The sequence below is a fragment of the Nocardia thraciensis genome (genome assembly GCF_054782435.1).
Genome location: NZ_BAAGSM010000050.1, coordinates 93054 through 106586, shown reverse-complemented (window position 1 = coordinate 106586; position 13533 = coordinate 93054). Strand labels below are relative to the sequence as shown.

Below are 13533 nucleotides of genomic sequence, written 5' to 3'. Positions count from 1 at the left end.
GCTGAGCTCAAGACGTGCGAGACGAGCGCCACCGTGGCTATCCTGGCTCACCGTGCGTTATCCCCGGGCCGCCTCGAGCGCCACTCGTCCCACCCGCCTGGCCGCCGGCGCCTGCGCCGTTGCCGTCGTCCTGATCGCGGGTGCCCCCGTCCTGCAGTCCGCCCCCGCCTCGGCACTGCCCGCCCACCAGAGCTGTGCCGGTGACTGCAATCTCGGCAGTCGCATCGCCGCCGTCGACTCCTATCTCGCGGGCAGGCCCGGAACCACGGGCTACGTTGTGCGCGACCGGGTTACCGGCAACGTGTACTCCAACGGCAACGCCGACTCCATGTTCTGGACCGCGTCCACCATCAAGCTGGCCATCGCGGAGGATGTCATCAACCGCGCCCGCGTCGGCGCCATCGTGTTCACCCCGGAGGACCGCCGCCAGCTGGAATCCATGCTGGCCACCTCCAACGACGCCGCCGCCGACTACCTCTGGAACAAGTACGCCGGGCCGGACCGCATGGCGTTCGTCAACGCCTTCCGCGCCAACGGCATGACCGGACTGACCCCGCACCCGACCACCGACCCCCGCCACCCCTTCCCGGACTGGGGCTTCCTGCAGGCCTCGCCCACGGACCTGGACCGGCTGATGAACAACGTGCTCGACACCATGCACCCCGACGACCGCGCCTACCTGCTCGACCGCATGCGCAGCGTGGACACCAACCAGCACTGGGGCGTCTGGGGCGCGGGCGAGGGCATGCGGCCCGGCCTCAAGAACGGCTGGTCCGACGAGCAGGGCGGCTGGGTGGTCAACTCGGTCGGCTTCGCCGGTCCCGACGAGCGCTTCACGGTCGCGATCATGAACGACGTCGGCAACCAGGGCGGCTACACCGACGGCGAGCAGACCACGACCCACGTGGCGGAGTTGCTGTTCCGCTAGCGCCGCCGCAGCAGCATCGGGGCCCCGTCGCGCGGGAACGGGATGGTGGTAAATCCCCACGGCATCAGGTAGTCGTCGGGGATTCGCCATTCGTAGTCGCGGACCATCGCGGCGAGGATCACCTTCACCTCGAGCAGGCCGAAGTGCATGCCGATGCACTTGTGCGCGCCCGCGCCGAACGGCATCCAGGCCAGCCGGTGCGACTTGTCCTCGCGGCGGTCCTCGCCGAACCGCTCCGGATCGAAACGCGCCGGATGCGACCACAGTTCGGGCAGCAGGTGGTTGACGCCGTAGGCGACGTCGACCTGCGTCCCGGCGGGGATGTAGTGCCCGCAGACCTCGGTATCGCGCACCGCGCGGCGCACCAGGCCCGGCACCGGCGGCACCAGCCGCAGGCTTTCCTTGATCACCAGATCCAGATCGCGCAACCGGTCCAGGTCCGCGATGGTCGGCGGTGCGTCACCGGTGCGCTCCCGCAGCGCCAGCGCCTCCGCGCGCACTCGCCGCTGCCACTCCGGATGCCGCCCCAGGTAGTAGGCGACGGCGGTGGCCGTGGTGGTCGTGGTGTCGTGCGCGGCCATGATCAGGAAGATCATGTGGTTGACCACGTCCTCGTCGGAGAACGTCTCCCCGTCCTCGGTGCGGGCGTGGCACAGCGCGGAGAAGAAGTCGGCGCCCTGCGAGCACCGCTTCTCCGGCAGCATTCTGGTGAAGTACTCCTCCAGCACCTTGCGCCCGCGCAGCCCCGCGCGCCACGCGGTGGCCGGTAGCGGCAGCCGCACCAGCGCCAGGGGTGCGTGCGTAGCGTCGACGAACGCCCGTCCGAGCCGCTCACGCTCCGGACCGGTGTGCACGCCCATGAACGTCTCGGCGGCGATGTCGAGCGTCATATCCTTGATCGTCGGATACAGCCGCACCTGCCGCGATCCCGTGCGCGCCCAGCGATCGATGGCGGCGTCCACCACCGGCGCCAGCTCGGCCAGGTGCGCCTCGAGCCGCTCGCGCGTGAACGCCTGCTGCATGATCCGCCGGTGGAACATGTGCTCGGAGAATTCCAGCAGCAGCAGGCCGCGCCGGAAGAACGGGCCGATCAGATAGTCCCAGCCCTGCCCGAAGTCGTTGCGCCGCTTGCCCACTACCTCGTCGACGGCCTGCGGGCCCGCCACCAGCACCCGGTCCACGCCGAGCGAGCGGTTGTAGCCGACCGGGCCGTAGCGGTGGTAGCGGTCCAGCATTTCCGCCGGGCCCCAGCGCAGATACTGCAGGGTGCGCCCGAGGTACGGCAGCCCGGCGTCGCCGTGCACGGCCCGGCGCCCGCTGCCGCGCGGCGGCGTCGCGAGGGTCTGCTCGCGGGCGGGCAGCAGGCGCAGCACCCGGTCGATCGGATGGCGGTCCGGAATTTCGATGAAGCCGAGGTTCTCTCGTTCGGCACGACGCGCTCGAGGGTCGACGCTGACCATGGCAAGCCTCCCGTTTAAAGTACGGCTTGTACATTACCTGTAGAGTGGGCGCTGTGACAAGGGACACAGCACGACCGCGAGGCCGCCCGCCGGGGCCGTCCCCCGCCCCCGGGCAGCGGCGCGCGGAGATCCTCGACGCCGCCGAGCGCGTGATCGAGCGCGCGGGCACGCATATGACCATCGCGCAGATCGCCGCCGAGGCGGGCTACGCCCGCACCGCCGTGTACGCGGTGTTCCCGGACCTCCCAGCGCTGATAGACGCGCTCGCCCAGCGGCATATGGAGAACATCATCGCCGCCGCGGACGCCGTCCTCGCCCAGCCGCTGCCCGCGCGGCGGCTGCTGTTCGCCGTGGTGCGGCTGATGTGCGATTTCGTCGAGTCCAACCCGAACCTGCACCACGTGATGATGCAGCGGCTGGAGAGCGGCGATACCGAGCACCGCCCGTTTTTCAGCCGCGTATCCGATTGGGCCACCGCCGTTTTCGACACCATCCTGCGCCGCCTGGACGCCGACCCGGCCCTGGCGCGGATCTGGGCCACCGCGACCGTCGGCGCCATCCTGATGTCGGCCGAGGCCTGGGCGCAGGATCCGGCCCGTTCGCGCGAGGACTACGTCGAACGCCTCGCGGCATTTCTGTGGCCGACCGTCGAGAGTATCGGCGCCGAATCACTGGTCGGGCCGATCGTCGTCGACCCCGCCGCCGCCCCCGCGCCGAGACTCGCCGACAGTGGGAGTTCATCGTGACTGCCGATGGGTAGCCGACTACCGTGAACCTGACGCAAACCGTACGTCCGGCGAGGAGCCCGAGATGAGTACCGAGACTGTCGAGACCCGCCGCCATCGCGTGGTGGTGATCGGATCCGGCTTCGGCGGCTTGTTCGCGTGCAAGCACCTCAAGCACGCCGATGTCGACGTCGTACTGATTTCGAAGACGTCCACGCATCTGTTCCAGCCGCTGCTGTACCAGGTGGCCACCGGAATCCTGTCCACCGGCGAGATCGCCCCCGCCACCCGCCTCGTCCTGCGCAAGTACAAGAACGTGCAGGTGATCCTCGGCGAGGTGCACTCGATCGACCTGATCAACCGCACCGTCACCTCGGAGCTGCTGAACGAGGACACCGTCACCCCCTTCGACAGCCTGATCGTGGCGACCGGCGCGCAGCAGTCCTACTTCGGCAACGACGATTTCGCCACCTACGCGCCGGGCATGAAGACCATCGACGACGCCCTGGAGCTGCGCGCCCGCATCCTCGGTTCGTTCGAGGAGGCCGAGCTGGCCAAGACCCAGGAGGCACGCGACCGGTTCATGACCTTCGTGGTGGTCGGCGCCGGTCCCACCGGCGTCGAATTGGCCGGGCAGATCGCCGAACTCGCCGATCGCACCCTCGAGGGCACCTTCCGCAACATCGATCCCCGCGACGCCCGGGTCATCCTGCTCGAGGGCGCGGGCGCCGTGCTCGCGCCGATGGGGCCGAAGCTCGGCGGCAAGGCGCAGCGGCGGCTGGAGAAAATGGGCGTGGAGATCCAGCTCAACGCCATGGTCACCGGCGTCGACGCCCGCGGCGTCACCGTGAAGGACAAGGACGGCAGCGAACGCCGCATCGAGGCCGCGTGCAAGGTGTGGTCGGCGGGCGTGGCGGCCAGCGAGCTGGGCAAGCTGCTCGCCGACCAGTCGAAGGGCACCGAGGTCGACCGCGCCGGGCGCGTGGTCGTCGAGCCCGACCTGACCATCAAGGGCTATCCGAATGTCTTCGTCGTCGGCGATCTCATGTCGGTGCCGAACGTGCCCGGGCAGGCGCAGGGCGCGATCCAGGGCGCCACCTACGCGGCCAAGCAGATCAAGGCCGAACAGGGCGGTAAGCAGACGCCGGAGCAGCGCAAGCCGTTCAAGTACTTCAACAAGGGCAGCATGGCCACCGTGTCGCGGTATAACGCGGTGTGCCAGATCGGCAAGCTCGAGTTCGGCGGATTCATCGCCTGGCTCATCTGGCTGGTGCTGCACCTGTACTACCTCATCGGCTACCGCAGCCGGACCGTCACCGTGTTCCAGTGGTTCGTGGCGTTCATCGGCCGCAACCGCGGGCAGATGGCCGCCACCGAGCAGTGGGTGTTCGCGCGGCTGGCCCTCGAGGCGATGAACGGCAACGAGGACGACGGGCGCGAGGTGCGCGCCGAACTCCGCGGCAAGGGCCCCGCCGGTGCGGCGAGTGAAACCCCAAGCAACTCTGGCAAATCCGTGGCGAACTAATCTTACGGACTTGTTCGCGCCTTCGCCGACGCGACAAGCACCGTTTCGTGAGAGAGCCGGAGCCGTTGTCCATGGTTCCGGCTCTTTTCATTGCCCCACTTGGTGATTCGTCCGAATTCAGCTATGTCATGGCTATGTCCCATCCTCCGGCGCGTCGCGGATGCGACCAATCCGCCCGGCCCGCGGATCCGAATGTTGATCGTCGATATTCGCCGGAAGAAAGGTCGCTATGGCCGCAGGCAAACACAGAGCGCCGAATCCGCATCGCCACCGGGTGGGCAACGCCGTCGCGGCGGGTGCGATCCCCCTAGTGCTGGCGGTCGTCGGAACCGGGACCGCCAATGCCGCACCCGCCGAGCCGAGCCCGGCGACGCACCAGGACCAAGCGCCCCAGTGGCCGGCCAGTGAGGCGCCCAACGTCCAGCCCTACGAGGGACTGAACATCCCCGACAGCACGCTCAGCTCGCTGCAGACCGCCCGGTCGATGCCCGACAAGAACTACCTGGCGCCGGTCGGGGTGCTGCATCCGCCCGGTCCGGTGGCGCCGGTGCCGCCGATCGCCCCGCCGCCGGGCAAGTTCCGCTTCGGTGACGTCCAGGTCGACGCGCCGGGCTTCATCGACCGCGAGCAGGCTATCCAGATCAACGACAACGCCGCCCAAGCCGAGGCGAACCTGGCGACGTTCCTGGATTCGGTCGGCATGGAGCGCAGCCGCTCCGACCGCATCGCGGGCCAGACCGTCGGGTCCGCCGCGGTGGGCGCGCTCGCCGGCGCCGCCACTGCCGCCCCGATCGCGCTCACCTCCGGCCTGGTCGGCGGGGTGGTCGGGCTGGTGGTCGGCCTGCCGTTCGTACCGGTCGGCGTCGTCGCGGGACCCGCACTGGGCGCCGCGTTCGGCGCGGGCGTCATCACGGTCCCGGCCGCCGCCATCGGCGCGGCCGCCGGCGCCGCCGTCGGCGCGGTCAACTCGTTCAACGCACCACCCCGCGTCGTCGGCGACTGATCACGCGACGAGTGAACGGGGCGGGGTTCGGTCGACGACGCCCGCCTCCCGCCCCGTTTCCAAACACGCCCGACAACACCCGTGCCCCACCCCGACCAGCAAGTCCGCACCGCCACGTTCCCACCACAGCCAGCCTCAATATTCTCGTCTCTCCCCCTATCTCGGCACGCACCCTTTATCTCGCCACGCACCCTTTATCTCGCCACGCACCCCTATCTCGGCACGCTCCCCCTATCTCGGCACGCGCCCCTTATCTCGGGTACGCACCACCGTCCCGGCACGCACCCCTGGCTCGGCACGCTTCCCTTATTTCCGGCTTGGGGTGCGGCCGGTCGCCTTCTCGACCGGGCAGCAGGCCTCCTGGGGTGGTGCGTCCAACCGGCAGAAGCAGGACACGCGCAGTTCGGGGTCGGCCCGGGCCAGGGCCAGGTCCAGGCGGTGCTGTTCGCGTGCCGCCTCGCCGTGGCGGCCGAGGCAATGCAGGCACTCCACGTAGCCGAGCAGGCTCCACACGTTGTCCCGGTGCACCGCCGCTCGTGTGGCCGCGGGCGCCAGCCCCAGGTCCGTCTCGTAGACGACGACCGCCTCCGCCGCCCGGCCCTGTTCGAGCAGCAGCGCGCCCAGCGCATGGCGGGGCGGCTGCATCCAGCCCCACGGTTCGTCGTAGGGCAGGGTGTCGTTGAGTTCGACCGCCGCGCGCAAATGGGCGAAGGCGCTGTCGAATTCGCCCTTGCGATAGTCGATCTCGCCCGCCAGCATGCGCGCCGCGATGCCCAGGATGTCGACGTAGCGGTTGTTGAAGAACTTGCGCCGCACGGGAATTCGCGTGAGCGCGTGCTCGAACCGCTTCTTCTCCTCCGCGGCCAGGTCGGTCCGGCCGAGCACGGCGTGGGCGACGCCCCGCGCATAATGCGTCGTCGCCGTCGTGACCAGGTACAGATCGGGATCGTCCGGAAACGGTTCGTCCAGGATCTCCCGCCACTTGCCGAAGCGCACCAGCACGTGCAGCTTCATGGGCACGAAACCCTCCAGCCAGTCCGCCATCTGAGACGTCGCCGTCCGCAGCAGTTGCTCGGGGATGGTCTCCGCCATCTCCACCGCCGCGCTCAGCGCGGGTTCGTACCGCCCGAGCAGCATGGCCGCGTACAACTTCAGGTGATAGTCGTGACAGCGCGAATGGGTGTAGAAGTTGAACGCCCCTTCCCGCCGCACGTATCGGCGGTCGGCGGCGATCGCGCGGTCGTTGGCGACCATGGCCGCATGGTAGTCGCCGCACAGGACGTCGATATGCGACGGCATGTGCAGGAAGTGGCCCGCGTCCGGCGCCGCCTCGCGCAGCGCGTCGGCCGCCCGCAGCGCGCGCTCGGGGTGCGGGGACATCTCCATCGCGTGGATGTAGAGATGCAGCACGCCGGGATTCGGTGGATCCGCCCACGCGCCGAGCCGCAGCGCATGCTCCAGTACCGCAACCGTTTCCAGCGTATCGGCGCCCTCGGCGGGCACGCCGCCGTCGAGATCCCACAGCTCCCACGGCGTGCGGTTCATCATCGACTCCGCGAACAGCACGCAGACGTCGAGGTCGTCGGGGAACTCCGCGAACACCTCGCGCATGGCCGTCGCATACGCGTCCTCCCAGGCCCGGAATGCCTCCCGCGGCGGATCCGACACCGCCGGATAGCGCTGCGCCAGCGCGTGTATCAGCGCCCGCTCGACCGGCACCGCACCGGCCGTGAGCCCGACCGCGGTATCGATCGCCGCACGGGTGTCGGCCAGCGTGTCGGTCAGTTCGGTCGCCGTGAAGTCGTCCCACGGGCGGTTGTAGTACGGGCCGTACGCGTAGGCGATCCCCCAGTGGGCCATGGCGCAGTCGGGATCGAGTTCCACCGCGCGCCGGAAACACCGCACGGACTCTTCGTAATTGAACGCGTAGCGCCACAGCAGCCCGCGATCGAACCAGACCTGCGCCTGCGGCGAGACGGTGGTCACGGCTCGGGAGTAACCGCCGAGATCGTAGTAGTCGTCCATCGGCCCAGCTCAATCCTTACCGAAGCACAGGCCGCCATCGTATCCCGGGCACGCGCCGCGGCACCGCCACATCAGGCCGCCGAATCCCGCGGCGGCGGCGGATCGGCCGACACCGTGGACAGGTCCCGTCCGACCCAGGTGTAGAGCGAACCACCGGCCGCCAAGGGCAGCAGCGCGGCATCCAGTCCGAGTGTTCCCGAAGGTCTTTCGTCCGGATAGGTGAGCGCGCTCGACAGCGCGCGCGGCGCGGCGAGCCTATCGTCGGTGACCGCCCCGGTGCCCAGCGTGAGCCGGTGGCGCAGCAGCGGGACGTCGGCGATATCGGCGACCAGATCGCCCTGCCACCGTCCGATATCCTCACCCGCGCGGCCGATCTGCACCCGCTCCCGCACCCGCACCCGGGCGTCCTCGGCCAGCGTGAGGGTGGTGACCGTCTCGTGCTCGGCCCCGCCCGCCACGACGGTGGGCTCGGGGTCGAAATCCAGCTCGGCGCCCGATCCCACCTCGAAGTGCCAGTGCGCCACCGATTTTCGCGTCCGCCGCCCGGGCAGCGCGATGGTGGCGGCCACCGACCGCACCGACAGGCGCGCGCCCGCCTCCACCGTGATGGCGATATCGAGTTCGTCTCCGCCCAGCGGGGTGGCGGCCGTGCCGATCAGGTGCACGGTGGCCGGGCCGGTGCACCGCGCCGACAGCCCGCCGGTGGCGTGGATGTGTGGCAGCGCCCCGGCCCGGGCCAGGATCCGCAGCTCAGTGCGCAACCGCGGCGGCGTCCTGTGCGGCCGCTGCGCGCAGCTGTTCGCGCACCCAGTTCAGCACCGGCGTGGCGGCCGGATCGTCGGTCAGCGAGGAGAACACGAACGGGCGGCCCTCCCGCACGGCGGTCGTATCCCGGTCCATCACACCGAGATCCGCGCCGACCTGCGGCGCGAGATCGGTCTTGTTGATCACCAGCAGATCGGAGAACGTGACGCCGGGGCCGCCCTTGCGTGGCACCTTGTCGCCGCCCGCGACATCGACCACGAAGATCTGCGCGTCGATCAGGCCGGAGGAGAAGGTGGCGGTCAGGTTGTCGCCGCCGGATTCCACCAGGATCAGGTCCAGCGGCGGATTCGCCTCGATCAGGTCGTCGATCGCATCGAGGTTGGCGGTGATGTCGTCGCGGATCGCGGTGTGCGGGCACCCGCCGGTCTGCACCGCGGTGATCCGCTCGTCCGGCAGGACGGCGTGGCGCCGCAGGAAGTCGGCATCCTCGGTGGTGTAGATGTCGTTGGTCAGCACGGCCAGCGACAGCTCCTCGCGCAACTGTCTGCACAGCGCCGCCACCAGGGCGGTCTTACCCGATCCCACGGGGCCGCCGACCCCGATCCGCAGCGGCTCCCCCGGGGTGCGCTCCCGCTTGGGCCGGTCGTGCCCGTGGTCGTGCGGTTCACCGTCGATCAGATGAGGTGGCATGCTCACTCCTTTCCGCCCCATCCTGACCGACCCGTGTAAACCCCGTGTTACCCACCTCCCGATCCCCCGGTCGCGGACAGCTCCCAATGTGCGCCCGGGTGACGCGGCCTCTCAGGAGGCGAAGAGCGGCATTTCCCGGCCGAGGTGCCGCTCGGCGAGCACATCCTGGAGTGGATCCGACAGTGCCGCAAGGCCTTTCACGGCCTGCGCCGCGGTGCGATCGCAGGACTCGGCGAGACGGATGGTGCAGGCGGCCACGGCGGCCGGGTCCAGGGCCAGCAGGCGCTGTGCGGCGGTCGCGGCGCCGGTCATGGTGGTGTAGACGACGACTCCGGCGATCTCGTCGGGTGTCGCGCACGCCACCTTGCCGACCACGCCGAACACCGTCGACAGATGCGGGCGGGCCCCGAGTACGGACCAGTCGCCGCCGGGCCATACCTGCTTCGCCAAGCGCAGCAGCCCTCGCCCCTGGGCTCGCGAGGCGGCGCGCGCGGCCGGTGCCGGGGTGCGCGCGTCGGCCTCCAGCTCCGCCCGTCCCGGCGTCAGCTCTCCACCGCACACGGCCGCGGCCAGCGAGGCGGCCACCAGCCCCGAGGTGCGGATCCGCCGCAGCAGGTAAGCCTCGACCGAAGCCACATCGCGCAGCATCCCGGACGAAATCGCCTCCTCGACCCCGCCGGAGTGCACATGCCCCCCGATCGGCAGCCGCGAGTCGGCCAGGGTCAGCAATACCGCCAGACTCATAGCCGCACTTCCCGCTCACGCACTCCCCGATCCTATGCGCCCCTCCCACCCGTATCCTCGCGGCGGGCCCACCGCACGGATCAGGCTCGGATTGACCTGAACCTAAGTGGAGGTTGCAGGATGACGCACATGCATGCGATTCGACTTCACGAGTTCGGCCCGGCCGGGAATCTGCGCTACGAGACCCTCGAGGATCCCGTGCCCGGCCCCGGACAGGTCCGCATCGACGTGGCCGCGGCCGGGGTCCATTTCGTCGATACGGCGATTCGCGGCGGTGAACCGGGGCCGTTTCCGCCACCGGAGCTGCCGACCGTCCCTGGGCGGGAGGTGGCCGGTGTGGTCGACCGCGTCGGGCCGGGGGTCGATGAAAAATGGCTCGGCACAGCGGTTGTCGCCTATCTCGGTCCCGTGCCGGGCGGGTACGCCGAACTGGCCGTCACCGGAGTCCAACAGCTGCACGCACTTCCGGACGGCCTCGATCCGGCCGCCGCCGTCGCGATGATCGGCACCGGCCGAACCACGTTCGGAATTCTTCAGTTCGCGACGCTCGTGCCCGGCGATATCGCCCTCGTGACGGCCGCGGCGGGCGGCATCGGCACATTGCTGGTGCAGCACCTGAAGAACAACGGGCTCACGGTGGTCGGGCTGGCGGGCGGACGGGCCAAGGTCGATCTGGTGACCGCCAACGGCGCCGACCTCGCCCTCGACTACCGGCGGCCGGCATGGGCCGATACGGTCCGGGAACGCTTCGGCGAACGGCCCGCGGCCCTGCTGTTCGACGGCGTCGGCGGCGAAATCGCCCGCACCGCCATCGATCTCCTCGCCACGGGCGGCACTCGGCTGGTGTTCGGCTGGAGCGGCGGCGAACAGGTCGAACCGGACGAGAAGTTCCTGACCGAGCGCGCGATCACCGACAAATACGTCCTCGGCCCACCGATGCTCGAACGCGCGGGCGGCATCCGCAACCTCGAGACCACGGCCCTGGCCGAGGCCGCCTCCGGCCGACTCCGCCCGGGCGTCCAGCGATTCCCGCTCGCCGAGGCCGCGGCGGCCCACCGAGCACTCGAAACCCGAGCCACCACAGGCAAAGTCGTACTGATCCCGTAGTCCGCGCGCCCTCAGCGGCGGAAGCTGCGGGACATGAAGCGCTGTGCCGGGCCGCGGGTGAGGTCGGTCCACGCCTGGAGTGGACCGCTCCACCACGGGGAGATCTCCACCGGCCTGGCGACCACGGCGTGGCAGACCACGTCGGCCGCCTCCTCGGCGGTGAGGCCGGGCATGCTGCCGAAGTCGGTCGGGGCGCTCATGCGGGTGTGCACCAGCGGCATGTACACAGAGGTCGTGTCGACATTGTCGCTGGCGATCTCGGTCGCGACCGTCCGCAGCCACATGTCGAAGGCCGCCTTCGAGGCGCCGTAGGCCGCCCAGCGCGGTGCGGGCGGCATGCGCAACCCCCAGGTGGAGATGTTGACGATATGCCCCTGCCCGCGTTCGCGCATGCTCGGCAGCAGGGTCAGCAGCAGCCGCACCGGGCCGAGGTAGTTCACGTCGATGGTGCGGGTGAAGTCGTGGAACCGGTCGTAGGACCGGTCGATCGCGCGCCGAATCGACTTGCCCGCGTTGTTGATCACGATATCGACGTGCCCGTGCGTCTCGAGGATCTCCCGGCCGAGCCGGTCGGTGGCCTCCATATCGGTCAGGTCGGCGCGGTAGACGTGCGCCACGCCGCCGTCGGCGGCGATCTCGGCGGCGACCTCCTCGAGATCCTCGAGCGATCGCGCCACCAGCAGCACCACCGCACCGGCGGCCGCGAGCTTGCGCACGGTGCACTTCCCGATGCCGTGCGAGGCGCCGGTCACCAGCACCACCTTGCCGGAGACGGCCTCGCGCAACGCCCGGTCCCGCGGTCGGGAGGTCGGGTACAGCAGCCGCGTCGCCACCCGCTCGGCCAGCGGACGACCATTGGACGTGCTATCGGTCACAGGTCGACTGTAGTGCGCCCGCCGTGATCTCCGTCAGGAATCGTCACCGGATCGCAACCCCGCGGACTGCGGCTGCCCCGCAGCGCATTCCGTGGATCGATCACGATGCCACTCGCGGAAGCGGCCATCGACGCTCGCGCTGCGCGGCCCACTGCCCGATCAGCTGCCCCCGGCATCCGCCGCCTCCGCGACCCGGGCCGACGCGCCCGCATCGGTCCGCCCGGGCCGCGCCGCGCGCATCGCCACCACCGCCATCACCAGCAGCAGCGCCACGCCGACCCCGATGGACACGTGCATGCCGGTCACGAACGACTCGCGCGCCGCATGGACCAGACCGGCGTCCCCGCCCGCCTGCACGAGGGTCTCGCCGAGCGTGGGCGCGAAATCGCCGCCGGACCGGAACACCAGCGCCGCGAGCGAACCCAATAACGCCAGGCCCAGCGCGTTGCCCAGTTCGAAACTCGTCTCGGAGATTCCCACCGCGGAGCCCGCCCGCTCGGGCGGCACCGACGACACCGCCACCTCCGACACCAGCGTGAAGACCACCCCGTACCCGAGGCCCGCGATCGTGGAACCGGCTATGTACCACCAGACTCCGCCGTCCACGCCGACCCCGAGCAGCAGCAGATTGCCGACGGCGGCCGCGCACAATGCCAGCACGAAGGACGTCCGCACACCCAGCCGCTGCGCCACGCGCGCCCCGCTCATCGACAGCACGAACACCGCGATCGCCATCGGGATCCCGAGCAGCGCCGCCTCGAGCACGTCCCGCCCCGTCACCGACTGCAGGTAGATGCTGGTCATATAGCTCATCCCGGCCAGTGACATCATGCCGATCGTGCTGGAACCGATTGCCACCGAGAAAGATCCGCGCCGGAACAGCCCCAGATCCAGCAGCGGCTCGGCCAGATGCCGCTGCCGCCGGAGGAACAGCACCAGCACGACCACCCCGAATACACCCGCGATCAGCACCTCGGCGTCGACCCCCTCGGCGGCCGCCTGCTTCACCGCGTACACCGTCGGCAGGATGCCGCCGATCGACAGCGCCACGCTGATCAGATCCAGCGGTCCCCGCCCGGCCGCGCGGTGCTCGGGCAGCACGAACGGCCCGGCCAGCACCAGAACCAGCACCACGGGCGCGTTGATCAGGAACACCGAGCCCCACCAGAACCCGTGCAGCAGCATGCCGCCGATGATCGGCCCGACCGCGGAACCGCCCGCGAAGAACGCCGTCCACACGCCGATCGCCGTGCCGCGGGTGCGCGGGTCCGGGAACAGGCTGGTGATCAGCGCCAGGCTCGACGGCAGCAGGGTGGCGCCGCCGATGCCCATCAGCGCGCGGGCCGCGATCAGCACCCCGGCGCTCGGTGCGAAGGCCGCCAGCGCCGAGGCGATACCGAACAGCGCCGCCCCGGCCAGCAGAATGTTGCGCCGCCCGATCCGGTCGCCCAGATTGCCCATGGTGATCAGCAGACCGGCGATCATGAATCCGTAGATATCGAGTATCCAGAGCTGCTGCGACGCCGAGGGGTCCAAGTGCTCGGTGAGCGTCGGCATCGCCAGGAAGAGCACCGACATATCCATCGACACCAGCAGCACCGGCAGGACGAGCACTGCGAGGCCCAGCCAGGCGCGGCGCGGAGTCGTGGTCGCACGGGTGTCGAGACCCACCATCACCTATCCTTC

12 protein-coding genes are annotated in these 13533 nt (G+C 70.1%); 5 read left to right on the top strand and 7 right to left on the bottom strand.

Features of this window, described 5'->3' with window-relative positions; translation table 11 throughout:
• The first annotated feature begins 52 nt into the window (after positions 1-52).
• The gene (locus tag ACYVLQ_RS30255; protein WP_460700944.1) at positions 53-928 is read left to right on the top strand and encodes a serine hydrolase; all 876 of its coding nucleotides are present in this window, start codon (positions 53-55) and stop codon (positions 926-928) included.
• Here the strand turns inward: ACYVLQ_RS30255 and ACYVLQ_RS30250 are convergent.
• Positions 925-2388, bottom strand: coding sequence for a cytochrome P450 (locus ACYVLQ_RS30250; protein WP_460700943.1), 1464 nt, complete (start codon positions 2386-2388; stop codon positions 925-927). The two genes, ACYVLQ_RS30255 and ACYVLQ_RS30250, sit on opposite strands and share 4 nt — an antisense overlap.
• Before the next feature lie 53 nt (positions 2389-2441).
• On the opposite strand from ACYVLQ_RS30250, the gene ACYVLQ_RS30245 reads away from it, so the two are divergent.
• From ACYVLQ_RS30245 to ACYVLQ_RS30235, 3 genes are all read left to right on the top strand, one after another.
• The gene (locus ACYVLQ_RS30245) at positions 2442-3134 is read left to right on the top strand and encodes a TetR/AcrR family transcriptional regulator (RefSeq protein ID WP_460700942.1); all 693 of its coding nucleotides are present in this window, start codon (positions 2442-2444) and stop codon (positions 3132-3134) included.
• A gap of 64 nt (positions 3135-3198) precedes the next feature.
• Positions 3199-4638, top strand: a complete 1440-nt coding sequence (locus ACYVLQ_RS30240; protein ID WP_460700941.1) for an NAD(P)/FAD-dependent oxidoreductase — start codon at positions 3199-3201, stop codon at positions 4636-4638.
• Positions 4639-4867: 229 nt separating this feature from the next.
• Positions 4868-5641: a hypothetical protein gene (locus tag ACYVLQ_RS30235; RefSeq protein WP_460700940.1), complete on the top strand. Its 774-nt coding sequence runs from the start codon at positions 4868-4870 to the stop codon at positions 5639-5641.
• 306 nt (positions 5642-5947) lie between these two features.
• On the opposite strand, the gene ACYVLQ_RS30230 is transcribed toward ACYVLQ_RS30235, so the two are convergent.
• From ACYVLQ_RS30230 to ACYVLQ_RS30215, 4 genes are all read right to left on the bottom strand, one after another.
• Positions 5948-7666: a tetratricopeptide repeat protein gene (locus ACYVLQ_RS30230; protein WP_460700939.1), complete on the bottom strand. Its 1719-nt coding sequence runs from the start codon at positions 7664-7666 to the stop codon at positions 5948-5950.
• Between the two features lie 71 nt (positions 7667-7737).
• Positions 7738-8427: an urease accessory protein UreD gene (locus tag ACYVLQ_RS30225; protein ID WP_460700938.1), complete on the bottom strand. Its 690-nt coding sequence runs from the start codon at positions 8425-8427 to the stop codon at positions 7738-7740.
• Positions 8417-9121 carry an urease accessory protein UreG gene (gene ureG, locus ACYVLQ_RS30220; RefSeq protein WP_460700937.1) on the bottom strand — a complete coding sequence of 235 codons (705 nt, stop codon included), beginning with the start codon at positions 9119-9121 and terminating at the stop codon, positions 8417-8419. The genes ACYVLQ_RS30225 and ureG overlap by 11 nt, the downstream gene beginning before the upstream one ends.
• 111 nt (positions 9122-9232) lie before the next feature.
• Entirely contained in the window at positions 9233-9865 is a 633-nt protein-coding gene (locus ACYVLQ_RS30215) for an urease accessory protein UreF (RefSeq protein WP_460700936.1), read from the bottom strand.
• Positions 9866-9985: 120 nt separating this feature from the next.
• Between ACYVLQ_RS30215 and ACYVLQ_RS30210 the strand changes: the two genes are divergently transcribed.
• Entirely contained in the window at positions 9986-10972 is a 987-nt protein-coding gene (locus ACYVLQ_RS30210; protein ID WP_460700935.1) for a zinc-binding dehydrogenase, read from the top strand.
• A gap of 11 nt (positions 10973-10983) precedes the next feature.
• On the opposite strand, the gene ACYVLQ_RS30205 is transcribed toward ACYVLQ_RS30210, so the two are convergent.
• Together ACYVLQ_RS30205 and ACYVLQ_RS30200 are read right to left on the bottom strand one after the other, a co-directional pair.
• On the bottom strand, positions 10984-11847 hold the full coding sequence (locus ACYVLQ_RS30205; protein ID WP_460700934.1) for an SDR family NAD(P)-dependent oxidoreductase: 864 nt from the start codon (positions 11845-11847) through the stop codon (positions 10984-10986).
• A gap of 159 nt (positions 11848-12006) precedes the next feature.
• A complete protein-coding gene (locus tag ACYVLQ_RS30200) occupies positions 12007-13521 on the bottom strand; it encodes an MFS transporter (RefSeq protein WP_460700933.1) in 1515 nt (504 codons plus the stop codon).
• Positions 13522-13533 lie beyond the last annotated feature (12 nt).

What these genes read in the sequence shown, in the direction of transcription:
- ureG (WP_460700937.1), bottom strand. Translation starts at nt 9,121, where the DNA reads ATGCCACCTCATCTGATCGACGGTGAACCGCACGACCACGGGCACGAC.
- ACYVLQ_RS30215 (WP_460700936.1), bottom strand. Translation starts at nt 9,865, where the DNA reads ATGAGTCTGGCGGTATTGCTGACCCTGGCCGACTCGCGGCTGCCGATC.
- ACYVLQ_RS30210 (WP_460700935.1), top strand. Translation starts at nt 9,986, where the DNA reads ATGACGCACATGCATGCGATTCGACTTCACGAGTTCGGCCCGGCCGGG.
- ACYVLQ_RS30250 (WP_460700943.1), bottom strand. Translation starts at nt 2,388, where the DNA reads ATGGTCAGCGTCGACCCTCGAGCGCGTCGTGCCGAACGAGAGAACCTC.
- ACYVLQ_RS30235 (WP_460700940.1), top strand. Translation starts at nt 4,868, where the DNA reads ATGGCCGCAGGCAAACACAGAGCGCCGAATCCGCATCGCCACCGGGTG.
- ACYVLQ_RS30240 (WP_460700941.1), top strand. Translation starts at nt 3,199, where the DNA reads ATGAGTACCGAGACTGTCGAGACCCGCCGCCATCGCGTGGTGGTGATC.
- ACYVLQ_RS30230 (WP_460700939.1), bottom strand. Translation starts at nt 7,666, where the DNA reads ATGGACGACTACTACGATCTCGGCGGTTACTCCCGAGCCGTGACCACC.
- ACYVLQ_RS30200 (WP_460700933.1), bottom strand. Translation starts at nt 13,521, where the DNA reads ATGGTGGGTCTCGACACCCGTGCGACCACGACTCCGCGCCGCGCCTGG.